The organism is Rhodococcus sp. DN22 (genome assembly GCF_036669995.1).
Classification (GTDB): Bacteria; Actinomycetota; Actinomycetes; order Mycobacteriales; family Mycobacteriaceae; genus Rhodococcus_F; species Rhodococcus_F erythropolis.
Genome location: NZ_CP133328.1, coordinates 25704 through 47781 on the forward strand (window position 1 = coordinate 25704; position 22078 = coordinate 47781).

Consider the following 22078-nt stretch of genomic DNA (forward strand, 5'->3'; position numbering starts at 1 on the left):
TGACCAGTTCGGGAATCTTGCGCGGTGGATGGGTGGCGTGCCGGCGGCGCTCACCGTTCATCCGGTGCGCGGCCAGGATCCGGTGCAGTCGAGCTCGCGGGCCCACACCTGGGCCACGGACAGATCGGCGTAGCCATCGCTGGTGAGCACCTCCAATATCGCGGCGCGCTCGGCGGCGGTGAGCTCGGCAGGATGGCGGGCTTTGGGGTGTGGCCCGTACGGGCGCAGAGTCGGGTTCGCCGAGGAATGATCGAAACCTGTGGATCCCGGGAGGACGCACCTTCCCGGATGATGATCTGTACACGAACAGGATTCTGATCAAGTCCAGCGCGCCAACGCTGGCGGGAAGGTACGCCCGTGCTCACGATAGTGGACTACGACGACGACTCCAACGAGACCGGCCAGGCAGTCGGCGCGGGCCGCTCGTTGCTCGACGAGATCGTCCGCGACGGCGCCCGGCAGATGCTCGCCGCAGCCCTGCAGGCCGAGGTCGCCGACTACATCGCCCGGCATGCCGGTGAGATCGACGACAACGGTCACCGGCTGGTGGTCCGCAATGGCTACCACGCCGAGCACGAGGTGGTCACCGCCGCCGGCGCGGTGGCGGTGAAGGCGCCGCGGGTCAATGACAAGCGCGTCGACCCCGACACCGGTGAACGTAGGCGGTTCTCCTCGACGATCCTGCCGGCATGGGCCCGCAAATCCGCGCAGGTGTCCGAGGTGCTGCCGCTGCTGTACCTGCACGGGCTCTCGACCAGCGACTTCGGTCCCGCCCTCGAACAGTTCCTCGGCACCGGTGCCGGCCTGTCGGCCAGTTCGATCACCCGCCTCACGACGCAGTGGCAGGACGAGGCGAGAGCCTTCGCCGCCCGGGATCTCTCGGAGGCGGATTACGTCTATCTCTGGGTCGATGGTATTCACCTGAAAGTGCGTCTCGAGCAGGAGAAACTTTGCCTGTTGGTGATGATCGGTGTCCGCGCCGACGGCCGTAAGGAGCTCGTCGCCCTCTCCGACGGGTACCGGGAATCGACCGAGTCCTGGGCGGACCTGCTGCGGGATTGCCGCCGGCGTGGGATGCGGGCCCCGGTGCTGGCGGTCGGTGACGGTGCCTTGGGGTTCTGGCGGGCCCTGCGCGAGGTGTTCCCGGAAACGCGGGAACAGCGCTGCTGGTTTCACAAGCAGGCGAATGTTCTTTCTGCGCTGCCGAAGTCGGCTCATCCTGGTGCGTTGGCGGCGATGAAGGAGATCTACCTCGCCGAGGACATCGACAAGGCGCAGGTGGCGATCAAGGCATTCGAGATCGATTACGGCGCGAAGTACCCGAAGGCGGTCGCGAAGATCACCGACGACGCCGACGTGCTGCTCGAGTTCTTCCGGTATCCGGCTGAGCACTGGGTGCATCTGCGCACGACAAATCCGATCGAATCGACTTTTGCGACAGTGCGTTTGAGAACCAAGGTGACAAAGGGCCCGGGGTCGCGGGCGGCGGGGATGGCGATGGCCTACAAGCTGATCGAGGCCGCCCAGGCCCGCTGGCGGGCCGTGAACGCCCCGCACCTGGTGGCGTTGGTGCGGGCCGGTGCGCTGTTCCACAAGGGCAAGCTCCTCGAACGACCCGTCGAGATCACCCCGGAACCGTCACCGGACACGCCGGTATCCGAGGTCGCCTGACACACCTTAATCCACAGAATTTGACGATTCCTCGGGTTCGCCTGCCGGTGATGGGTGGCCCGCGACCGGCCGACCAGGGCAAATGCCCGCACCACACCGAGCAGCGCGGTCAGCCGGTCCACGGTCTCGGCCTGCCAGGTGCGCCAGGCCGCCCGGCTCACTCCTTGTTCTTCCTGGAGAGCGCTTCCAAGAACGCGACACCTTTTCCCATGACCTCCAACGCGGCATCACGATCGGCGATGACCTCGTCCTTTCGGGCAGCATCCCCCTCGAGCTTGCCGATCTGCTTTTCCAGCTCGGCGATACGCGCCTGCTCCGGGGACTGACCGGCTCGAGGCCTCTTCTTGGACACGGTGCCCAGTGTTCCGGCTTAAATCTGGGCCCGCCACTGCTTGACGCTGGACTCATAGAGGCCCTCCCGGCGCAGCACCCGGCCCTTCTGCCCGGCCGGGGCCCGGTCGTACTCGGCGGCGATGCGCCGCTTGTACTCGGCGGTGAACGTCCGCCTCGTCGGCCGCCCGGTTCGCGGGGACTCAACCGTCTCCTGCACCGAGGTCGTCGGCGTGGTCCGCGAGGCCTCCATGGCCGCGTCAGTGGTCGCAGTGATCGTCATGCGAGCGTCTCACCTCAGTCTGGCGGATAGGGAACAGCGGCACCAGGCTGCCCTCCACGATGATGCCCCGATCCTCGGCGTGGTTCCCGATGTAGGCGAGCTGCTCGGCGCTCAGACGAGGGTTCAGCGTGTGCAGCACCGCGCCCATCGACGCGACGGCACAGTAGGCCTCAACGTGCTCCTGGTTGTTGCACATGAGCGTGGCGACGCGCTCGTCGCCAGCGACCCCACAGGCACGCAGCGCATGCGCCCACTGGCAGATCGACGTCACACCTGCGCGAACGTACCGATCTTGACGCTCCCCTCCGGCTGCAAGGTCCGCACCCGCGCCGCGCCGTGAACGCTCGCACCGTGGCGCAGGATGGCTGCCGTCGTGAGCTGGACGTTCGTCATCGTGCTCTGCATGGTGTCCCGTCGGTGGTGGGTAGCGAGCCGGTGTCGACGGCTCGCCGATCGGGTCGGACGGCCCCGTGGTCCAGCTGACGCTCAGCTCGGTGCGATACCCAGTAACGCTTCTCTGCCGACGGGGAGTCCCGGAGAGAGCGTCCGCTTGCTGAAGGCGAAGTCGCGCGGCCGGTTGACGCAGTCAGCGGCAATGAGTTCCCCTGCGCGGAAGTAGAAGCAGGTGAAGTCGCGATCGCGATCACAGCTCGGGTCACCACTGAGCAAGACCTCGTCGTAGCCGGTGTTCAGTCCCGCGATCTGGAGCTTGAGATCGTACTGATCCGACCAGAACCACGGCAGCGCCGCGATGGTCTTGTCCTTGCCGCACATGGTCGCCGCGGCGACCTTCGCCTGCTCCACCGCGCTCGGCACGGACTCAAGTCGGACGCACCGCCCGTACCTCGCCATCACGTGGCTGGTGCAGTCGCCCGCGGCCACGATGTCGTGATCGCTGGTACGGGCCCGGTCGTCGATCACGACGCCGTCGTCGACGAGGAGACCCGCGGCGGCAGCGAGTTCGGTGTTGGGCTGGAGCCCGACACCGACGACGACGAGGTCCGCTGGGACTTTTTCACCACCGGCCAGCCGGACCTCTCGGACCCGGTCGTCGCCACCCAAAGCCTCGACGAGCGCCCGGGTGCGGACGGTCACTCCCGCGTCGCGGTGGACGCGCTCGTAGAACGCCGATACCTCCGGGGCGGTGACCCGCTCGAGCACACGGTCGGCGGCCTCAAGAACGGTGACGTCCAGTCCAAGCGCACGCAGGGAGGCGGCTGTCTCCAGTCCGATGTAGCCGCCGCCGACGATGACCGCTCGCCGACCCGGTTGCGCCGACTCTCGGATCTGCTCCACGTCGGAGAACGTGCGCAAGTAGTGGACGCCCGGGAGGTCGGCTCCCGGCACGGGGAGTCGCCGTGCCCGGCCACCGGTGCACAGCGCCAGCTTGTCGTAGGACATGCTCTTGCCGCCGGCCAGCATCACCCGCCGCTCTGTGCGATCGATCGACTCCACTCGCGCATTGACCAGCTGGATCTGCTGCTTGGCGTAGAAGTCCGCCTTCCGGATCGCCAACTCCTCCAGCGTGCTCTTGCCGGCGAGGTAGGCCTTGGACAGCGGCGGTCGCTGGTAGGGCAGTGCGCCCTCGTCACCGATGAGGACGATCTCGCCGGCCCAGCCTTCCTGCCGGAGGCTGGCCGCCAGTTGAGCCCCCGAGTGACTGGCTCCGACCACGAGCGCGGTCCCCTGCGTCATGCGTCCTGCTTCGGGGTCAGGCGCACCATGAGCTTGCTAATGCCCCTGACGAAGTTAGACTGCACGTACTCCGGCTCACCGACGACCTCGATGTCCTCGAACCGAGGAAGCAACTCCTCCCACAGGATCCTCAGCTGGAGCTCAGCCAGCCGGTTGCCCATGCACCGGTGCACCCCGAACCCGAAGGAAATGTGGTTGCGCGCGTTCTTGCGGTCGATGATCAGCTCGTCAGGTCGTTCGAAGACACGCTCGTCCCGGTTCCCCGAGGCATACCACATGACCACCTTGTCGCCCTTGCGAATGAACTGCCCATTCAGCACGGTATCCTTCTTCGCGACCCGGCGCATGTACGCCAGCGGTGTCTGCCAACGAATGACTTCCGAGACCATGTTCGGGATCAGGTCCGGATTCGCCTTGAGCTTCTCGAACTGCTCAGGGAACTGGTTGAGCGCCAGCACACCGCCGCTCATCGAGTTGCGCGTGGTGTCGTTACCGCCGACGATCAGCAGGATCAAGTTGCCCAGGAACTCCATGGGGCGGTCGATTAAGTCCTTGGTGTCTTCATTGCTCTGCAACATCGTGATCAGGTCGAATCCGGGCTCCTCGCCGGCCGCGAGCCGAGCCGCCTTGTCGTGCCAGTGCGCACTGAGCCCTCGCGCCGCGTCGACGAAGCCGCGGAAGATCTCGTCGTTGTCGGAGGGTCCGCCGTTGGCCTGCTCCATCGCGGTGGCGAGGTCGGACCACTCGACGAGCTTGCGTCGTTGGTCGTAGGGGAAGTCCAGCAGCGTCGCGAGCATTCGAGCGGTCAACTCGATGGACACCAGGTCGACCCAGTTGAACGGCTCACCGATCGGGAGTTCGTCCAGCACCTCCTGGACGCGCGAGCGGATCAGGGCCTCCATCTCGCGAAGGTTCTTCGGGGCGACGACCCCTTGAACGGCGGCCCGTTGCGCGTCGTGCTTGGGCGGGTCCATGGCGATGAACATCGCGACATCCATGAACCGGGGTGGTTGGCCGATGATGATGAAGGGCTCGGCGGAGAAGACCTCGTGGTTCTTGTCGACGGCGATGATGTCGGCGTGCCGTGTGACCGACCAGAAGGGACCGAAGGGACTGTTGGGCTGGTAGTGCACGGGCGCTTCGTTGCGCACACGCTCGTAGTACGACTTCCACCTGCCCTGGCGGTACAGGAAGGGGTTGCTCAGGTCGATGTCAGCGAGCTCGACCTCGTCCACCGGCGGGATCGGGGTCTCGACGAAGATCTTCTGCCCGTTCGTTCCGGTCACCCAACGACGGGTCTTGTCGTAGAGATGGGCGCCCCGGATCTGCAGCCCCATCGGGAGGGTCGACTGGACCTTCTCGCTCAGCGTGTCTGCAATGCTCGCAATCATCGATCCACTTTCCTTTCGATCAAATCTGGAACTCGGGCAGCTGAACGACCAGGCCGTCCCACTCCTGCGACACCGCCATCTGGCAAGACAGCCGGGAGGTCGGCTGCCGCTCAGGATTCATCGACAGCATCTCCTCCTCGACAGGTCCGGATAGACCCACCTTCTCAGACCACTGCGGGTCGACGATCACGTGACAGGTGCCGCACGCGGCCTCTCCCCCACAATCGCCGTCGATGCCCGGCACCATGTTGTCGACCGCGACCTGCATGAGCGACCGTCCCTCGTCCAGGGGCGCCTCATACTTCTCGCCGTCGTAGGAAACAAAGGTGACTACACCCATTGGCTTGACTCCTCACGATCGAAAACGTGATGAAAGCGTAGCGACTACGCAGGGGGTATGGCTATGATCACATCAGTCAGAATGTTGTGATTTCGGCTCAAGGGGTGCGTGCAATGCGTGTGTACGAACCCGGCGTCCCGCCTCTCGCGTTCGCGCAGATGCTCAACAGCTCCGTGATCGACAGTGAAGCTGCCGCCCGGTTCCGCACGGTGATGGCGCGGGAAGGGACCGACGAGACCGCACTTCTCGCCCGGGACCAGCAGGCGCCGGTGCGCTGGTTCCGAGAGGTGTACCCGGACCTCGACAGCGCCCAGGCGACCCAGTTGGGTTTCGCCTTTGCCGAACACTCCCAGCTGACCTCCTTCGGGCCGCTGAGCGTACCGCTGGTGAGCGCGGGCTCGGTCGCAGAAGTCGTGGAACTGCTCGCCTTTCTGCCCTTGATCTCCACCGCCCTGCACCCCCACGTCCACCCGAACGGAAGTGGCCTCACCATCGGGCTCACTGCACACACCCGCGACCCGGACTTGGACCGCCTCGTCATCGCCTACGGCGGGTCCACGGTGCTGCGACTATTGGACCTGCTCGCAGGGACCCTGCCCTCGGTCACGCTGTACCTGGAGTGGCCAGCGCCGGCGTCTGCCGCGGGGTGGGCGCAGTCCCGAGGTGGGCGCGTCGTCTTCGACGCGCCCACCTCGTACGTGCAGGCCCCCCAGGACGCGCTCGAGGAGGTGTGCCGCTTCGCAGACCCCGTTGCTTACCGCGTCGCGATCGCGGACCTACGCACAGCACTCGAGCGACACCACGGCACGATCTCCTTCGCAGAGCGAGTGCGGGTCCTGCTCGAGGAGGACCCCGGAGAGGCTCACAGCGCCCGTGTTGCTGACAAGCTCTCGGTCTCGACCAGCACCCTGAAGAGAAGACTCGCCGAGGAGGGCACGACCTTCCGTGACGTCCGCGAGTCCTGGCTGCGCGAACAGGCGATCGCACGCCTGCTCGACCCGACCGCAACGATCAGCCAAGTGGCCGCGGATCTCGCGTACAGCGATCTCAGCAACTTCTCACATGCCTTCAAGCGATGGATAGGGCAGTCCCCGAGCCAATTCCGGCACACGAAAGGCCGGGTGCGCAGGCGAGGCATGCCCAACGTGTAGCAGGCCCGACTTCCGACGAAGCCTGTGTCAAGCCCCGGGTTTTGTAGAGGGTGGTTATCTGGCGTCGACGAGGTCGTCGACGGGCTCTGCTTGGGGTTCGGCCGCCGCGTGCTGAGCTTCGTATTCGGCCGGCGGGACGTAGCCGATCTCGCCGTGAATCCGTCGATGGTTGAACCAGTCGATGTACTCGGCGACAGCGATCTCGAGGTCGTCGATAGCTCGCCAGGGCCCCTTGTGACGGTTGCGGACCAACTCGGCCTTGGACAGCGAGTTGAACGCCTCGGCCATCGCGTTGTCGTAGGAGTCGCCTCGTGAGCCCACCGAGGCGACCAGGTCCTGTTGGGGCTGGTGCACGAGTAGGTGACGTTGATGATGGAAGGGCCTCGTTGCCGACGCGTGTGACTCTGTAGGTGACTGACGGCCGCAGGGCTTGTCTTGCAATTGATCCGTCCGCGCGCTGGTGGCGGTGGCGCTGTCCGATGCATGTCGGCCAGAGGCGAGCATGACTTCATACGAGCCTGGTCAGCCCCGTCAACGTCTTGTCTGCCCGACCTCTGGCCGATGTGCCCTCTGGAGGAAGGCACGGCTTCATCATGACAACATTTCTCAACGAGTCCACAGCTGCTGTCCACATCGTTGCTGGAGTCGACACGCACGCCGATAACCACCACGTCGCGGTCCTCGACTTGAGCGGCAGGCGGCTCGGCGATCGACAAATTCCAGCGACCGCTGCCGGCTACGACAGGCTCCTGACCTATCTCGGGTCGCTAGGAAACATCCAACTCGTTGGGATCGAGGGCACGAGTTCCTATGGCGCCGGACTCGCCCGACACCTCAGGGAGCGGCGGGTCTATATCCGCGAGATCATCCGTCCCCGACGCTCGCAACGACGACGTGGGAAGTCCGACCCGATCGATGCCTATGCTGCTGCGCAACAGGTACTGGCCGACCCGGAGTCGTTACCCGCGGCTAAATCTGGCGACGGTCTCGTCGAACAGGTCCGTGTGTTGCTAACCGTTCGCCGCAGCGCCGTCAAAGCCCGCGTGGCCGTGATCCGCCAGATCAAGTCATTGCTGGTCACCGCCCCGGAGGAGATCCGAACGCGGTGGTCGAGAGTCAGCGAGCACGATGTGATCGCGGACCTCGCCGCTACCAGGCCCTGTGCCCCCACCGCGTCGGTAGATGCCGCAACTGGCCACGCTCTTCGGCGTCTGGCGCGTCGCCACCGATACTTGACGAGCGAGATCGAGGAGCTCGAGGAAGACTTGCGGGAGCTTGTCTCGACTGTGGCTCCCGCAATGATCGCCACCAAAGGGTTTGCCGTGATCACCACGGCTACGCTCCTGGTGACCGCAGGCTCGAATCCTGAACGGCTTCGATCGGAATCCTCGTTCGCCGCGTTGTGCGGAGCCTCACCGATTCCCGCATCCTCGGGAAAAACCAATCGGTTCCGACTTAACCTCGTTCCAGCGACGTTGAGGTCGGCGCGGCCTGATCTTCGGTGAGTTGCCGTGGCCGGATTGGTGGCGCAGAACGCGGATATCGGCGATGGTCTCGCCACCACCGGCGAGCATGACCGCGACATCGGTCAGCACGCGACCACGGTCGTGGATCGGGACGGACCGGCGGCGTGCCATCGCCTTGGACAGTTCGGCGGTCAGGCCGACCCGATCAGCCAAAAGGCGGGGAGCGATCGTCCCGGCGTGAGAAATCACCCCGACATCACAGGCGGAGAACGACAGACCGGCCGACCACGAAGTACGCTTCACCTACCGAGTGCTTTCTGCTTGAGAACCTGGAGCTTTAGACAACTCCCAGTTTCCCCTGCTCAGGAAGCACTTCGGTCTATTTCGGCCCAGAAAACCGAAGATCCCCATGAAACACCGAGGCTAGGATGAAGTACATGGCTAGCTCTCAGCAACGCGTCGTCAGTCCCTACCCCCACCGCCTGGGCGGTCACTGCGGCTCCGGCGCAATGCGGGACCTGCTGGAATGGGCCGGACTTGGGTGGAACGGCCCTCCTGACGAAGGACTCGTCTTCGCACTGAGCGGCTCCCTGGACCTCGCTTACGTCCGGGACACCGAGCTCATGCCCCCGATCTACCTCGTAGGCCGCGGAGGCGACCTGGAGACAGACCTGCCGATGCGCCTGGGGGCAGCGGTCTCGGTGCACGCCACCGACGACCCGAGCGAGGGATGGGCTTGGGTGCGTGACTCCATCCAGCGTGGCCGCCCAGCCCTCGTGTGGGCGGACATTGCAGAGCTGCCATACCTGCGGGTCCAGCTCCAGATGAGCAGGCACGACATCGTGGTCATCGGGTACGACGACGAGCATCAGATCGCGCACGTCGTCGACAACGACCGCGAGGACGTGCAGATGGTGCCCTACGACGCGCTGGCCAAGGCGCGGTCCTCGCAGGGCTTCCCGGTCCCGACGCGTCACACCTTCTTCGACATCGAGTGGCCCCAGAAGCTCCCTGACCTGACGGTCGCCAGTCGTGCCGCGTTCGCCCAGGCGGCCGCTGCCATGACCGCCTCGGACGGACCGTCGATCGTCTCTGGCAGCGACACGGCGGTCGGAGCCACCGGACTCGCCGCCGTCGACCTGTTCGCCGACGACCTCCCGCGATGGCCCGAAGTATTCCCCGACGACGTGCTGCACCTGCTCCTCCTCGGCCTGCGCGCGTTCGTCGAGAAGGCAGGTACCGGCGGCGGACTCTTCCGCAAGCTGCTGGCCAGCGGCGCGCACGACATTGCCCGGTTGACCGACGACTCTGCGGCCGCCGCAGTGTCCGACAGTGCCCGTCGCTGCGCCGCGACCTGGTCGCAGGTCGCCTCCCTGGCGCGCAGCAACGGGGCCCCGGCCCGCGAGCGTGCCCGGGAAGCAGCCCGGGTCGCCGCCACACTCCCAAAGTTGGAGCGGGAGCTCGTGCGCGCGCTCGAGGCCGCCGGGGCTGCCACGAACACTCGGGCGGTCGTCTGGTGAGCGGCCAGCACGAGCCGAGCGATGCGGTGGCGTCCGGCTACTTCGTCGATAGCGACCACCCGGCAATCCGTCGGTTCGCCTCATCGGTGGTGGAGGGAGCGGACGACCCACACGAGCGTGTCCGGCGGATCTTCGCGGAGGTCCGCGACCGCCTTCGCTACAACCCGTACGGTGTCACGCCCGATCGCGACCACTACAAGGCCAGCTCTATCTTGAACGGCGGCCCCACTTGGTGCGTGCCGAAGGCGGTGCTGCTCACCGCCAGTTTGCGCGCGGTCGGGATTCCGGCCGTGCTGGGTTTCTCCGACGTGCGCAACCATCTGAATAGCGAACAACTGCTGTCGGTGATGGGCACCGATCTCTTCGTCTATCACGGGTGGACCGCCGTCCACGTCAACGGTCACTGGCACAAGGGCTCGCCGGCCTTCAACACCGAGCTGTGTGAGCGGTTCGGCGTTCCCCCGCTGGACTTCGACGGGACCCAAGACGCGCTGCTCCACGCCGCAGACGGCGCCGGTCGTCGACACATGGAATACGTACGAGAGAGAGGGACCTACCTCGACCTCCCGTACGACGACATCATGCGGACCCTGCACGAGACCTACGGGCCCGGCCTGACGCAGAGCGGCACCTCAGGACCGGTCCGCCAGGATCCCGCCTTCGAACCGTGAGAGTCGGCATCGGCGACCACGCCGTTCGATCGATGCCGCCACGGGCACGGTTCACCGATCCGCCGGGACCCCTGCCAGCTGATCGACCATCGCGGTGATGGCGGCCTCCAACCGCCGACACCCTTCCTTCACAGCCCAGGTCTCCCCCAGGTCGTGGAGGTCTTCGAAGGGGACCGGGGGCCCGACGACGAGACTCACCGGTCGACGCCAGCCCAGGCGAAGACGCCCACTGTAGGGAAGGAGAATCTCCTGCGCCCCCCACTGCGCCACCGGGAGAAGGGGAACAGACGCCGCCAAGGCGATGCGGACGGCGCCGGACTTCATCGCTATGGGCAGTCCGTCCTCTCGCTTGGTGATGGAGCCCTCCGGGTAGACCAGGACCAGTTGACCTCGCGCCACGGCTTCCACGGCCCTGCGATAGCCAGCCTTTCCAGCCGACCGGTCGACCTCGACGTGACCCGCGGAGCGGAACCACCACCCCACGACCGGGACCGCGAAGAGGCTGTCCTTGGCCAGGAAACGGGGCACCCGTCGCTGGGCGAGGATCATCTCCGCGACAAGCAGGGGGTCGATGTGCGACACGTGGTTCGCGGCGAGCACCGCTCCGCCGGACCTTGGGACGTGCTCGACACCACGCCAATCCGGGCGACGCAGCACGAGCAGGAACGGCTTGCACACCAGGAGCGAGAGCCACCACGCGAAGCCCCTGGGTTCGGCACCAAGCCGTCGATCGGTCCTGAGCACCTCTCGGATCACCCGACGAGTGTAGACAGATGCCGGGTAAACGTCTGGATGGAGACAAACTAGACTCCATTTCACCGTCCGCCTGTCCGTCGTGACCCTCGAGGAGCCGATCATGAGCGACCTTCCCGCCACTTTGACCGCGCAGCCGAACCGCGAATCATGAGCAGCCACCACGAGCACGGTCCCGTTGCGCCGACGACGCTGGAAGCGTGGATCAGTGCCATGTCGCGACCACAGCCATCCGAATCCGGCCGCCTTCCCTCACACTCCCCCACCTGCGCGGGATGCGGCACGGAGAACCCCGCCGGGCTCGCTCTGCAGGTCGACGCCACCGAGGACGGTGTGTATTGTGTGCACCGCTTCGACCACCGCCAGGAGGGTGCGCCAGGGATCACCCACGGCGGTCTTGTGGCCGCGGCGTTCGACGACCTTTTCGGCTTCCTCCTCTACCGCGTCGGAGAGCTCGCCGTGACCCGGTCACTGACCGTCGAGTACCTCCGGCCGGTCCTACTGGGGACCGACTACGAGTTCACCGCCCGCGTCCGCGACCATGCGGGACGACGACTGCACGTGGACGCCGAGGCGGTCGACCAAGTCGGCGACAAGGTCGCCACCGCGCACGCAACGTTCATCGTCGTCGACCTCAAGCACTTCGAGCAGGGCACGGCCACGACCGGTCCCTGACATCCTCATTCCGCTACGAACGGCTCCAGCTCGACCGCAGGGTCGAGCGGGATCCCGTGGCCGGCCAGCGCATCCCGGAGCACGAGGGTGACGTGACCAGCGAGCCGTCCGACCATGACGTCCAGGGACTCGTCTCGCTGGTCGAGCCACCAGATGACGGTGGCATCCACCATCCCCATCACCCCGACCAGGATGCCTTCCGGAAAGCTCGCCACACCCGATTTGGTGTACCCGCGGGCAGCCGCAGCGATCTCGTCGAGGAGGCGCGACCGCCCCATCCGGGCACGATGCAGGGTCCGACTCTGCCCACGGGCTGCCAGGAAGCGGTAGAGATGCGGATGCTCCTCGGCCCAGGTGGCGCAGGCGCGCACCAACCCCTCGACGACCTGCTGAGGTGTGCCTCGTCGGGTCAGGTGCGGGCGCACCCGCGCGATCAGGTCCTGCGCTGCTCTCCTGGCCACCTGGTCGTCCAGGTCGTCTCGGCTGGTGAAGTTGCGGTAGACGTGCGGCCTGGGAATGCCAGCCCGCTCCGCGATGAGAGCGGTGCCGACGTCGATCCCGGACTCGTCGATGACCTGCTTCGCAGCCTGGACCACGCGCTCGCGCTTCTCGTTACGAGCCAGCTCGTCACGCGACGACCGCCGTCGGACGGTCGAGTCAGCCCATCGTCTCACTTCCACCACCCGCGCAGCCTACAGGCGCGGCGCGACGACTCAGCTCGGTGCCGCACACGCCGAGCAGCGCCCGACGCCGACGTGGGACACCTTGTACCCAGGACGGCGGCCGTGGTCTGATGGGGGTACACCCTGTACCCAATGATCCGGAGGCTCCCATGACCGCTCGCCGTTCCCCGTGGATGGACGACGACCTCAACGACCTGCGTGACCTGGCCCGCACTTTCTGCGAGAAGGAAATCAGGCCGCACATCGAGACCTTCATCGCCGACAAGCACGTCGACCGGGACCTGTGGAACCGCGCCGGAGCGGTGGGTCTGCTGTGCCTCTCCATCCCCGAGGAGTACGGCGGCGGCGGCGGGACCTTCGCTCACGAAGCCATCCTCATCGAGGAGCAGGCGCGAGTCGGTGACAGCTCGTGGGGCGCCTCCCTACACAACGGCATCGTCGCGCACTACCTGCTCGCCTACGGCACCGAGGACCAGAAGCAGCAGTGGTTGCCGAAGATGGCGTCCGGCGAGGTCGTCGGAGCGATCGCGATGACCGAGCCTGGTACCGGTTCGGACCTGCAGAACATCAAGACCAAAGCGATCCGGCAAGGCGAGGAGTACGTCGTCAGCGGCTCGAAGACCTTCATCACCAACGGTTCTCAGGCCGATCTCGTCCTCACCGTCGCCAAGACCGATCCCGACGACAAAGCGGCCGGGATCTCGCTGATGCTGGTGCCCACCGCGGCTGAGGGATTCTCGAGGGGGCGGGTCCTCGACAAGATCGGCATGAAGGGACAGGACACCTCCGAACTCTTCTTCGACAACGTCCGCGTCCCCGCCACCAGCCTGCTCGGTCACACCGAAGGACAGGGCTTCATCCAGCTGATGGAGCAGCTTCCCCAGGAGCGACTGCTCGTCGCCGTGTCGAACGTAGCGGCCATGGAGTTGTGTCTGACCGAGACACTGCGCTACGTGCGCGACCGCAGCGCGTTCGGACGCCCGATCTGGGGGTTCCAGAACACCAAGTTCAAGATGGCTGAGGTTGCCACCGAGGCGCGGGTCGCGCGTGCCTTCGTCGATGAGTGCATCGAACTGCACCTCGATGGGGAACTGGACATCCCCACCGCAGCCATGGCGAAGTTGTGGTGCTCCGAGCGGGCCCAGCGAGTCGCCGATGCGTGCCTCCAGCTGCACGGCGGATATGGCTACATGAACGAGTACCCCATCGCCCGCGCCTGGGCCGACCTGCGCGTCTCCCAGATCTACGCGGGGAGCTCGGAGATCATGAAGGAGATAATCAGCCGCTCCTTGTGAGCCCCTCCGCCACCGAACATTCCGGGCTCGGGGCGGGTTCCCGCGACGGGCGTCGAGCATCGGCGCGTCGACTCCCGTCGCAGCCTCGGGGATCGAGCGGGGGCACAAGACGCGGCCGCTGAGGATGTTAGACGTTGCCGACACGTCAACGCGCCCCAGGGCAAGAGGTCCGTGACCAGCGCGCCGCCCTCACCGACAGGGTCCGGCTCGCCGCGGACACCCCCACGTCATGCTTCTGTCAACCGCGGGTGAAAATTGACCCCTAGGTGTACTGACCGCGGACGTTGTGTCACCGGTCGGCATGGCGGGCTGACATGAGGGAGACCTCCGTGTGAGGTGTGAAAGCGACCAAGCAAACAGGCTCTTCGCATCTGAGTGTGGGGTCAGGCCCGTAGTCCCCCGGCGATGAGGAGCATGCGGAGGCGGTAGTTGTCGCGGTTGCGGTAGCCGCGGGCCAGGCACCGGTGGAGTTCGATGAGGCCGTTGATCGCTTCGGTTCCGCCGTTGTTGGAGCGGTCGGTGGTCCAGTACGCGAGGAAGGAGTCCTTCCACTTGCGGAGCGTTCGTCCCAGTCGGGCGATCTCGGGAATCGGGCACGACGGCAAGGTCGCGAGGGTCTTCTCGGCAGCTTTACGGGCCCTTCCGGATTTAGAGTGCGTTGATCCGGTTCTGGAGCTGTCCGGAGTGGATAAGTGACCGCAAGATGTAGTGCTTGAGGTTCCGGAAGCCCAGGGCGATTCCGCGGAGGTGTTCGAGGCGGCCGTTGATGGCCTCGACGGGGCCGTTGGAGGCGCCGATGTCGAAGTAGGCGAGGATCTCCCGGTGGCGCTTCCACAGCGACCGGCCCAGCTGGGCGAGCTCGGGCAATTCCTTGGGCACCCCGGTTCGGATCGAGCGCAGGAGCTTGTACATCGCGATCTTGCCCTCCCGCTTGCCCGAGGCCTCGTAGGCGGTGATGAGTCGCTGGTAGACGCCGTAGGTGACCTCCACCGCCGCGTGCGCATCATGGGCGGTGAACGCTGTGAACAGGCGGACTTTCTGCTTGTCGGTGAGCAGCTCGGCCCGGGTGTTGAGTGTCCGGCGGATCCCATACAGCGGATCGCCGCCGCGGCCCCGGTGCCCGGTGGTGGCCTGCTGGATGCGCTGGCGGCAGACGGTGAGCTTGTCCGCGGCGAGGTGCACGACGTGGAACGGATTCATCACCGTCCGGGCAGCGGGAACTGCCTTGGCTGCGGCGGAGTGGTAGCCGGAGAATCCGTCCATCGTCACCACCTTGACCCGATCCCGGAAGTCCTGGTCACGGGCGTCGAGCCACTCGGTGAAGACCTTCGCCGAGCGGCCGGCGATCATATCCAGCAGCCGAGACGGGCCGGTGCCGTCCACTACAGGGGTCAGGTCGACCAAGACGGTGACGAACGACGAGGAGCCGTCACCGCGGACGTGCTTCCACTTGTGCTCATCGACCCCGAGGACACGCACGCCGTCGAAGTGTCCGGGCTGGCCGTAGACCATCGTGCGGGTCTCGGAGACGGCAAGGTCGTTGACCAGATCCCAGCCCAGCCCGAGGGCCTTGGCCACCGCCGAGACGCTGGTGCGGTCGATCGCCAGACGCTGCAGAATCCAGCGGGTACAGCGGCGTGTGGTCTTGGCTCTCGGCTCGGCCAACGACGGCATGCGCTGCTGGAAGATCCTCGTGGCGCACTCGGTGTTGTCGCAGGTGAAACGCGGTACCCGCACATGCAGTCTGGTGGGGTGACCCACGATCGGTAGATCGGTGACTCTCCGCTGGATGTGGTCCCGCAGCCGGCCCGCCGCCCCGCACTCGGCGCACACCGGGTCCAGTGTCGCCGGGGAGCAGAACAGGTGCGTGAACTCGTCGGCCACAGCCGCGTCGGTGATCGTCACCCCCAGTTCGACGGTGCGGCAGATGGTGTCGGCAAGCAGGCTGGCGGTAGCGTTCAAAACGGGTCCTGGGGTGTTCGATGCGAGGCGAGAGAACCTGCATCTTCACACGCCCCAGGACCCCTACATCTTGTGCCTCACCGCATCACCGACGAACCCCAGCTACGCACTCCGGATCCGGAAGGGCCGGTTTCGGTACGGGGTGCTGCGAGCAATGTTCAACACTTCTGCGATTTCGGTCATGGTACGCCCTCGCCGCGCATCTTTTTCGCCTGCCGCTTTTTCGCGGCCGTCAGCGAAGACGGTCGGCCACCGACCCGGCCGCGATCACGAGCCGCCGACAGCCCGGCGATGGTGCGTTCGCGGATGAGGTTGCGCTCGAATTCCGCTAGGGCGCCGAAGATGTGGAAGATCAGCTTGCCGCCCGGCGTGGTCGTGTCGATCGCTTCGGTCAGGGATTTGAACGCCACTCCGCGGGCCTCCAGCTCTGCGACGGTCCCGATCAGGTGTGGCAGCGAGCGGCCGAGATGATCAAGTCGCCAGACGACGAGCGTGTCTCCCGAGCGCAGGGCGTCCATTCAACGCCGCTAATTCAGGGCGATCCGTCTTCGCGCCTGATGCCTTGTCTGTCCAGACGCGAAAACAGCCGGCCGCATTGAGTGCGTCCAGCTGTAATTCCGGGTTCTGGTCGGCGGTCGATACCCTCGCGTAGCCTTGTGACTCTCGGAATTATTTGGCACGTTCTTCCCTGAATTATTTGGCACGGTGGTAGCCGTCAGGCACTCTCACCTTGGGATCCTCGGTCGAGTAGGAGGCGGGAGGTATCTCGGGCCTCTCACTGTGTTGAGATCCGCCATCCCGGCATCCTCAGAGCCTCCGAACAACTCCTCGACGCGGCGACTGTTCAGAAAACCACTGATCAACTGCCACAGTTCATCCGCGAATGCCGGGGCTTCTGGACCGACCAAGCGAAGCAAGAACACGAACGCGTCATCATCGTCGAGCGCGGCCACTATGCCGTGCTCGGCGATCGCCCCCGCATCATCGGGGTACACCCCACCCAGGAACTCCAGCCCATGCAGATAATCGTCGAGGTACCTGTTCGGGCGCATCCCCTCATTCCTCCATCATGTGAATCGCCCTGGGTTCGGTGGAGACTTCTGGCCTTGGAAACGAGGATGAAGTCATGCCGAATGAACGTGTGCCAGGAAGACCGACAACGCGTCGGTATTCGTCGGAGGAGAAGGCCGGTGCGGTGCGGATGGTCCGTGCACTGCGGGCCGAGTTGGGGACCGAGCACGGGGCGGCGTCGCGGGTTGCGTCGCAACTGGGGTTCGGGCTCGAGTCGGTACGGGCGTGGGTCCGTCAGGCCGATATCGACGACGGCACCAAGCCAGGGGTGAGCACGTCGGAGGCTCAACGTATCCGGGAGTTGGAGCAAGAGAATCGAGAGCTCAAGCGGGCCAACGAAATACTGAAGCGTGCAGCGTCTTTCTTCGGGGCGGAGCTCGACCGCCAGCACAAGAGGTGACCGCGTTCATCGACGCAAACCGCGACGATGTCGTCGCAGGACGCCCACTCGGGGTCGAGCCCATCTGCAGGACACTGCAGATCGCTCCGAGCAGTTACTACGCCGCCAGGTCACGATCACCATCGACGAGGTCGGTAAAGGATGCCCGGGTGCGGCCGGCGCTTCGGACGTTGTGGGAAGACAACTACCGCGTCTACGGGATCCGGAAACTGTGGAAAGCCGCCCGCAGAGCCGGACTCGACGTCGGCCGTGATCAGGTCGCCCGCCTGATGCGCGCCGAGGGCATCGAAGGTGTCTGCCGAGGTAAGAGGGTGCGGACCACCCGCCCCACCGCCGGCATGGGTCGACACCCGGACCTGGTCGGACGAGATTTCACCGCCACTATGCCGAACCAACTGTGGGTTACCGACCTGACACACGTGGCGACCTGGGCAGGGATCGCGTACGTCTGTTTCATCACCGACGCTTACAGTCGGATGATCGTCGGCTGGCGCGTCGCACCACATATGCGCACCGAGATGGTCCTTGATGCGATCGAAATGGCCCGATGGTCACGCGGAACCACCTTCACCGGGCTGCGGTGCCACAGCGATGCGGGCAGTCAATTCACATCCCTGCGCTACGGCGAACGCCTCGCTGAGATCGGCGCGACCCCATCGATCGGGACCATCGGCGATTCCTACGACAACGCTCTCGCCGAGACCGTCAACGGCTACTACAAAGCTGAACTGATCTACGGACCAGCACATTGCGGACCATGGAAGACCACCGTCGATGTCGAACTCGCGACCTTGTCCTGGGTGTATTGGCACAATCACCAACGCCTCCACGGCTACTGCGACGATCTTCCACCAGCAGAGTACCGAGGAATGATCGAAACCTGTGGATCCCGGGAGGACGCACCTTCCCGGATGATGATCTGTACACGAACAGGATTCTGATCAAGTCCAGCGCGCCAACGCTGGCGGGAAGGTACGCCCGTGCTCACGATAGTGGACTACGACGACGACTCCAACGAGACCGGCCAGGCAGTCGGCGCGGGCCGCTCGTTGCTCGACGAGATCGTCCGCGACGGCGCCCGGCAGATGCTCGCCGCAGCCCTGCAGGCCGAGGTCGCCGACTACATCGCCCGGCATGCCGGTGAGATCGACGACAACGGTCACCGGCTGGTGGTCCGCAATGGCTACCACGCCGAGCACGAGGTGGTCACCGCCGCCGGCGCGGTGGCGGTGAAGGCGCCGCGGGTCAATGACAAGCGCGTCGACCCCGACACCGGTGAACGTAGGCGGTTCTCCTCGACGATCCTGCCGGCATGGGCCCGCAAATCCGCGCAGGTGTCCGAGGTGCTGCCGCTGCTGTACCTGCACGGGCTCTCGACCAGCGACTTCGGTCCCGCCCTCGAACAGTTCCTCGGCACCGGTGCCGGCCTGTCGGCCAGTTCGATCACCCGCCTCACGACGCAGTGGCAGGACGAGGCGAGAGCCTTCGCCGCCCGGGATCTCTCGGAGGCGGATTACGTCTATCTCTGGGTCGATGGTATTCACCTGAAAGTGCGTCTCGAGCAGGAGAAACTTTGCCTGTTGGTGATGATCGGTGTCCGCGCCGACGGCCGTAAGGAGCTCGTCGCCCTCTCCGACGGGTACCGGGAATCGACCGAGTCCTGGGCGGACCTGCTGCGGGATTGCCGCCGGCGTGGGATGCGGGCCCCGGTGCTGGCGGTCGGTGACGGTGCCTTGGGGTTCTGGCGGGCCCTGCGCGAGGTGTTCCCGGAAACGCGGGAACAGCGCTGCTGGTTTCACAAGCAGGCGAATGTTCTTTCTGCGCTGCCGAAGTCGGCTCATCCTGGTGCGTTGGCGGCGATGAAGGAGATCTACCTCGCCGAGGACATCGACAAGGCGCAGGTGGCGATCAAGGCATTCGAGATCGATTACGGCGCGAAGTACCCGAAGGCGGTCGCGAAGATCACCGACGACGCCGACGTGCTGCTCGAGTTCTTCCGGTATCCGGCTGAGCACTGGGTGCATCTGCGCACGACAAATCCGATCGAATCGACTTTTGCGACAGTGCGTTTGAGAACCAAGGTGACAAAGGGCCCGGGGTCGCGGGCGGCGGGGATGGCGATGGCCTACAAGCTGATCGAGGCCGCCCAGGCCCGCTGGCGGGCCGTGAACGCCCCGCACCTGGTGGCGTTGGTGCGGGCCGGTGCGCTGTTCCACAAGGGCAAGCTCCTCGAACGACCCGTCGAGATCACCCCGGAACCGTCACCGGACACGCCGGTATCCGAGGTCGCCTGACACACCTTAATCCACAGAATTTGACGATTCCTCCCCGAAGACAACGCCGGAGGGCGTATTCGGCCACCGCACGATGACTACGAACGGCACGAGGACAAGAGCCATCACCACCACAGACCAGTCGTTGACTGCACCTGCGATCAATGCCGGGGTCTATCTCGCTAACGGTGTTTCGGCCGGTTTCCATCAGTAGGTTTCCGATCCCGGCCACCGATCGGCGAACGTGATCGCAAACGCGTTCAGAGCAGGCTTCCACCTCGTAATCCATCGTGCCTGGCCCTTGCCTGTCGGGTCCAGTGACCGCGTCACCAGATCGAAGCACTTGAGCGCAGCAGCCTCGGTGGGAAAATGCCCACGAGCCTTGACAGCCCGCCGGCATCCGGCATTCAAAGACTCAATCGCATTGGTAGAGCACAGCACTCGCCGTATCTCGGTGTCGTAATCCAGGAACGGGATGAACTCCTGCCAGGCGTTGTTCCACAATCGGATGATCGCCGGATACTGCTTGCCCCAACGGTCAGCGAGATCCTCGAACGCCGCACTCGCGGCGGCCTCAGTCGGGGCAGCGAAAGATCGACTTGAGATCATGTTTGAGCGCAGCCCAATGCTGCCGCGACGACAACTGAAACGTGTGGGGTCGACCCGAGGCGCGGTATCGGGATTGCTCCCGGTCCGTTTCCTCGGGCCGCCCGCCGAACCCGGCGTGCGATTCTCACCGCACCGGGCTCTCCGCAAGGGTTGTCGGTCCTGTCTTCTGAGCGTGGATCAGCCACGGGTTGGGGATACGCGCCCCGCGGTATCGGTAGCGTTTGATCGTCACCGTCGCGGGTTGAAATAACGTGATCCCACCCGCTTCCGGCCACCATCGGCCGGAGCCATAGTAGTGGCGAATGATCCAGTACGCCTTCCGGTTCGGATGTTTCTTGCGTAGCCAACGCCAGACCCGCCACCACAGGTGGTGGTTGAGCAGGCCGAACGCATGGGCCGACGCGCCGTGCCGGAAATAGAACGCCCAGCCGCGAGTGATCTGTCCCAGAAGTCGGAACATATCTTTCGCGGGCAAGCTGGTGGTCTGTCTGCCGGTCGCTGTCGTGACCTTACGCCGAATGGTGTTCATCGATTTCTTCGACGGATAGGTGTAGATCAGTTTCCGGTCGCTTCCTTTCTGTCGGTGCCGCTGGATGCGGAAACCGAGAAAATCGAAGCCCTCGTCGATCCCGACCACTTGCGTCTTTTCGGGCGCCAGACGGAGCCCGACCGTCGCAAGCACGGTCTCGATCTCGCCGTAGAGATCCTCGGCTTGCTGCCGGGTGCCGAACACCATGACCACGAAATCGTCTGCATAGCGGACGGTTCGGTAGGTCGCGGCGCCTCGGCGGGTGGCACGCCAGCGTTGGGTCTGGTTGCCCATGGCCCGCCATCTTTCCCGGAAGTGCTCATCGAGGACCGACAAAGCGAGGTTGGCCAGCAGCGGGGACAAAATCCCACCCTGGGGAGTGCCGGTGGTGGTGTCGCGGACCTCGTTCAGCTCGTCCAACAGCCCCGCTTTCAGAAACGCCTTGACCAACAGCAGGATTCGTCGGTCAGTCACACGAAGCCGCAACCTGTCCATCAGGGCCGGGTGCGAAATTTCGTCGAAACATGCCGCGATATCGCCCTCGAAGACCTGCTCGTAGCCGCGTGCGGCGTAGAACCGGATTTCCTCGATGGCGTCCTGACATCGACGTTCCGGGCGGAACCCGTAACTGGACGGGTCGAAATCGGCCTCCAGAATCGGCTCCAACACCAGCTTCAACGACGCCTGCACGACGCGGTCACGAAGAGTGGGGATGCCCAGGCGGCGACGTTTGCCGTTCGCCTTGGGAATCGACACCGTCCGTACCGGCACCGGACGAAACGAGCGGTCCTTCAACGAGGTCCGCAGTTCGGTCAGGAAACCGGCCACGCCGCGCTCGCTGTTCTCGACCGACCACGCGGTGGCCCCGTCGATCCCAGCCGTCTTGGCGCCCTTGTTCTCCCGGACCCGCGTCCACGCCATGACGAGGAACCCTGGGTCCACCACGAGATTGAACAGATCATCGAAACAACGACCAGGATCGGCCGCCGCCCAACTGTGCAGTTTGGTCTGAATCCCCAGTACCCGCTGACGCACCGTGTACGGACGTTCCAGCAGTGCACCGATATTCACCGGCGCCTCTTCCGGCATGACAACTCCCATTCTGCTTCACTTGCTGCCGCCCTTCGCCCTGTGACCGGCTTTCCCGGCCTCCGACTACTACGACGACTCCGCCCCGCCCCGGCCCGATCGGCCGACAGCGGACCCAACCCGACCGCCCGCACTGGATGCGCGGGAAATGTGGTGGGACCGAGACGGTTCCCGTGTTCACCTGTCACCGCTCGACGAGTCCGGTGCCCAGCTATACCCCG

Annotated in this window: 20 protein-coding genes, 5 pseudogenes and 1 other annotated feature; of the genes and pseudogenes, 9 read left to right on the forward strand and 16 right to left on the reverse strand. The window is 65.3% G+C overall.

Annotated features, from left to right (window positions below; translation table 11 throughout):
- Window positions 1–357 precede the first annotated feature (357 nt).
- The gene (locus tag RA302_RS31705; RefSeq protein ID WP_030538128.1) at window positions 358–1671 is read left to right on the forward strand and encodes an IS256 family transposase; all 1314 of its coding nucleotides are present in this window, start codon (window positions 358–360) and stop codon (window positions 1669–1671) included.
- 157 nt (window positions 1672–1828) lie between these two features.
- Here RA302_RS31705 and RA302_RS31710 read toward each other — a convergent pair whose 3' ends face one another.
- The 6 genes and pseudogenes from RA302_RS31710 to RA302_RS31735 all read right to left on the reverse strand — a co-directional run bounded on the left by RA302_RS31710 (window position 1829) and on the right by RA302_RS31735 (window position 5710).
- Window positions 1829–2023, reverse strand: coding sequence for a hypothetical protein (locus RA302_RS31710; protein WP_021334581.1), 195 nt, complete (start codon window positions 2021–2023; stop codon window positions 1829–1831).
- An 18-nt stretch (window positions 2024–2041) separates the two neighbouring features.
- Entirely contained in the window at window positions 2042–2284 is a 243-nt protein-coding gene (locus RA302_RS31715; protein WP_021334582.1) for a hypothetical protein, read from the reverse strand.
- A gap of 34 nt (window positions 2285–2318) precedes the next feature.
- A pseudogene (locus tag RA302_RS31720) lies at window positions 2319–2689 on the reverse strand (AMP-binding protein); the annotation flags it as partial.
- Between the two features lie 81 nt (window positions 2690–2770).
- Window positions 2771–3979 (reverse strand): FAD-dependent oxidoreductase, encoded by a 1209-nt coding sequence (locus RA302_RS31725; RefSeq protein WP_021334583.1) that lies wholly within the window; start codon window positions 3977–3979, stop codon window positions 2771–2773.
- A complete protein-coding gene (locus tag RA302_RS31730) occupies window positions 3976–5370 on the reverse strand; it encodes a cytochrome P450 (protein ID WP_021334584.1) in 1395 nt (464 codons plus the stop codon). Before RA302_RS31730 ends, RA302_RS31725 begins: the two co-directional genes overlap by 4 nt.
- A 19-nt stretch (window positions 5371–5389) precedes the next feature.
- Window positions 5390–5710 carry a 2Fe-2S iron-sulfur cluster-binding protein gene (locus RA302_RS31735; RefSeq protein WP_021334585.1) on the reverse strand — a complete coding sequence of 107 codons (321 nt, stop codon included), beginning with the start codon at window positions 5708–5710 and terminating at the stop codon, window positions 5390–5392.
- 113 nt (window positions 5711–5823) lie between these two features.
- On the opposite strand from RA302_RS31735, the gene RA302_RS31740 reads away from it, so the two are divergent.
- Window positions 5824–6861 carry an AraC family transcriptional regulator gene (locus tag RA302_RS31740; protein ID WP_037127318.1) on the forward strand — a complete coding sequence of 346 codons (1038 nt, stop codon included), beginning with the start codon at window positions 5824–5826 and terminating at the stop codon, window positions 6859–6861.
- 54 nt (window positions 6862–6915) lie between these two features.
- Here RA302_RS31740 and RA302_RS31745 read toward each other — a convergent pair whose 3' ends face one another.
- Window positions 6916–7215 carry an integrase core domain-containing protein gene (locus RA302_RS31745; RefSeq protein WP_011331517.1) on the reverse strand — a complete coding sequence of 100 codons (300 nt, stop codon included), beginning with the start codon at window positions 7213–7215 and terminating at the stop codon, window positions 6916–6918.
- 239 nt (window positions 7216–7454) lie between these two features.
- Here RA302_RS31745 and RA302_RS31750 point away from each other — a divergent pair, with 239 nt between their 5' ends.
- Window positions 7455–8366, forward strand: a complete 912-nt coding sequence (locus tag RA302_RS31750; RefSeq protein ID WP_338481244.1) for a transposase — start codon at window positions 7455–7457, stop codon at window positions 8364–8366.
- A 12-nt stretch (window positions 8367–8378) separates the two neighbouring features.
- Here the strand turns inward: RA302_RS31750 and RA302_RS31755 are convergent.
- Window positions 8379–8630 (reverse strand): annotated as a pseudogene (locus RA302_RS31755) (IS1380 family transposase); the annotation flags it as partial.
- 134 nt (window positions 8631–8764) lie between these two features.
- Between RA302_RS31755 and RA302_RS31760 the strand changes: the two are divergent.
- Both RA302_RS31760 and RA302_RS31765 read left to right on the forward strand, forming a co-directional pair.
- A complete protein-coding gene (locus RA302_RS31760) occupies window positions 8765–9847 on the forward strand; it encodes a BtrH N-terminal domain-containing protein (RefSeq protein ID WP_030537992.1) in 1083 nt (360 codons plus the stop codon).
- On the forward strand, window positions 9844–10518 hold the full coding sequence (locus RA302_RS31765) for a transglutaminase-like domain-containing protein (protein WP_011331521.1): 675 nt from the start codon (window positions 9844–9846) through the stop codon (window positions 10516–10518). The genes RA302_RS31760 and RA302_RS31765 overlap by 4 nt, the downstream gene beginning before the upstream one ends.
- A 51-nt stretch (window positions 10519–10569) precedes the next feature.
- Here the strand turns inward: RA302_RS31765 and RA302_RS31770 are convergent, their stop codons facing one another.
- On the reverse strand, window positions 10570–11274 hold the full coding sequence (locus tag RA302_RS31770) for a lysophospholipid acyltransferase family protein (protein WP_225320458.1): 705 nt from the start codon (window positions 11272–11274) through the stop codon (window positions 10570–10572).
- Window positions 11275–11421: 147 nt separating this feature from the next.
- Between RA302_RS31770 and RA302_RS31775 the strand changes: the two genes are divergently transcribed.
- Window positions 11422–11946, forward strand: a complete 525-nt coding sequence (locus RA302_RS31775) for a PaaI family thioesterase (RefSeq protein WP_021334589.1) — start codon at window positions 11422–11424, stop codon at window positions 11944–11946.
- 5 nt (window positions 11947–11951) lie between these two features.
- Here RA302_RS31775 and RA302_RS31780 read toward each other — a convergent pair whose 3' ends face one another.
- Window positions 11952–12629: a TetR/AcrR family transcriptional regulator gene (locus RA302_RS31780; RefSeq protein WP_021334590.1), complete on the reverse strand. Its 678-nt coding sequence runs from the start codon at window positions 12627–12629 to the stop codon at window positions 11952–11954.
- 149 nt (window positions 12630–12778) lie between these two features.
- Here RA302_RS31780 and RA302_RS31785 point away from each other — a divergent pair, with 149 nt between their 5' ends.
- Window positions 12779–13924 (forward strand): acyl-CoA dehydrogenase family protein, encoded by a 1146-nt coding sequence (locus RA302_RS31785; protein ID WP_021334591.1) that lies wholly within the window; start codon window positions 12779–12781, stop codon window positions 13922–13924.
- A gap of 383 nt (window positions 13925–14307) precedes the next feature.
- Here RA302_RS31785 and RA302_RS31790 read toward each other — a convergent pair.
- The 4 genes and pseudogenes from RA302_RS31790 to RA302_RS31805 all read right to left on the reverse strand — a co-directional run.
- Window positions 14308–14562, reverse strand: a pseudogene (locus tag RA302_RS31790) (transposase); the annotation flags it as partial.
- Between the two features lie 10 nt (window positions 14563–14572).
- A complete protein-coding gene (locus RA302_RS31795; RefSeq protein ID WP_021334593.1) occupies window positions 14573–15886 on the reverse strand; it encodes an ISL3 family transposase in 1314 nt (437 codons plus the stop codon).
- Window positions 15887–15988: 102 nt separating this feature from the next.
- A pseudogene (locus tag RA302_RS31800) lies at window positions 15989–16495 on the reverse strand (recombinase family protein).
- A 116-nt stretch (window positions 16496–16611) separates the two neighbouring features.
- Window positions 16612–16938, reverse strand: a complete 327-nt coding sequence (locus RA302_RS31805) for a hypothetical protein (protein ID WP_021334594.1) — start codon at window positions 16936–16938, stop codon at window positions 16612–16614.
- Between the two features lie 74 nt (window positions 16939–17012).
- Here RA302_RS31805 and RA302_RS31810 point away from each other — a divergent pair.
- Window positions 17013–18298 (forward strand): IS3 family transposase gene (locus RA302_RS31810; protein ID WP_225320459.1). Its coding sequence is split into 2 segments (ribosomal slippage): window positions 17013–17316 and window positions 17316–18298, totalling 1287 coding nucleotides; the frame shifts between segments, so codons are not numbered across the junction.
- Window positions 17312–17446 (forward strand) — a sequence feature (AL1L pseudoknot). Its footprint overlaps the gene before it by 135 nt.
- Before the next feature lie 39 nt (window positions 18299–18337).
- Complete coding sequence (locus RA302_RS31815) at window positions 18338–19651, forward strand: IS256 family transposase (protein ID WP_030538128.1); 1314 nt, start codon at window positions 18338–18340, stop codon at window positions 19649–19651.
- Between the two features lie 186 nt (window positions 19652–19837).
- Here RA302_RS31815 and RA302_RS31820 read toward each other — a convergent pair.
- Window positions 19838–20285: pseudogene (locus tag RA302_RS31820) on the reverse strand (transposase); the annotation flags it as partial.
- Window positions 20286–20363: 78 nt separating this feature from the next.
- A complete protein-coding gene (gene ltrA, locus RA302_RS31825) occupies window positions 20364–21857 on the reverse strand; it encodes a group II intron reverse transcriptase/maturase (protein ID WP_080656780.1) in 1494 nt (497 codons plus the stop codon).
- Window positions 21858–22078 lie beyond the last annotated feature (221 nt).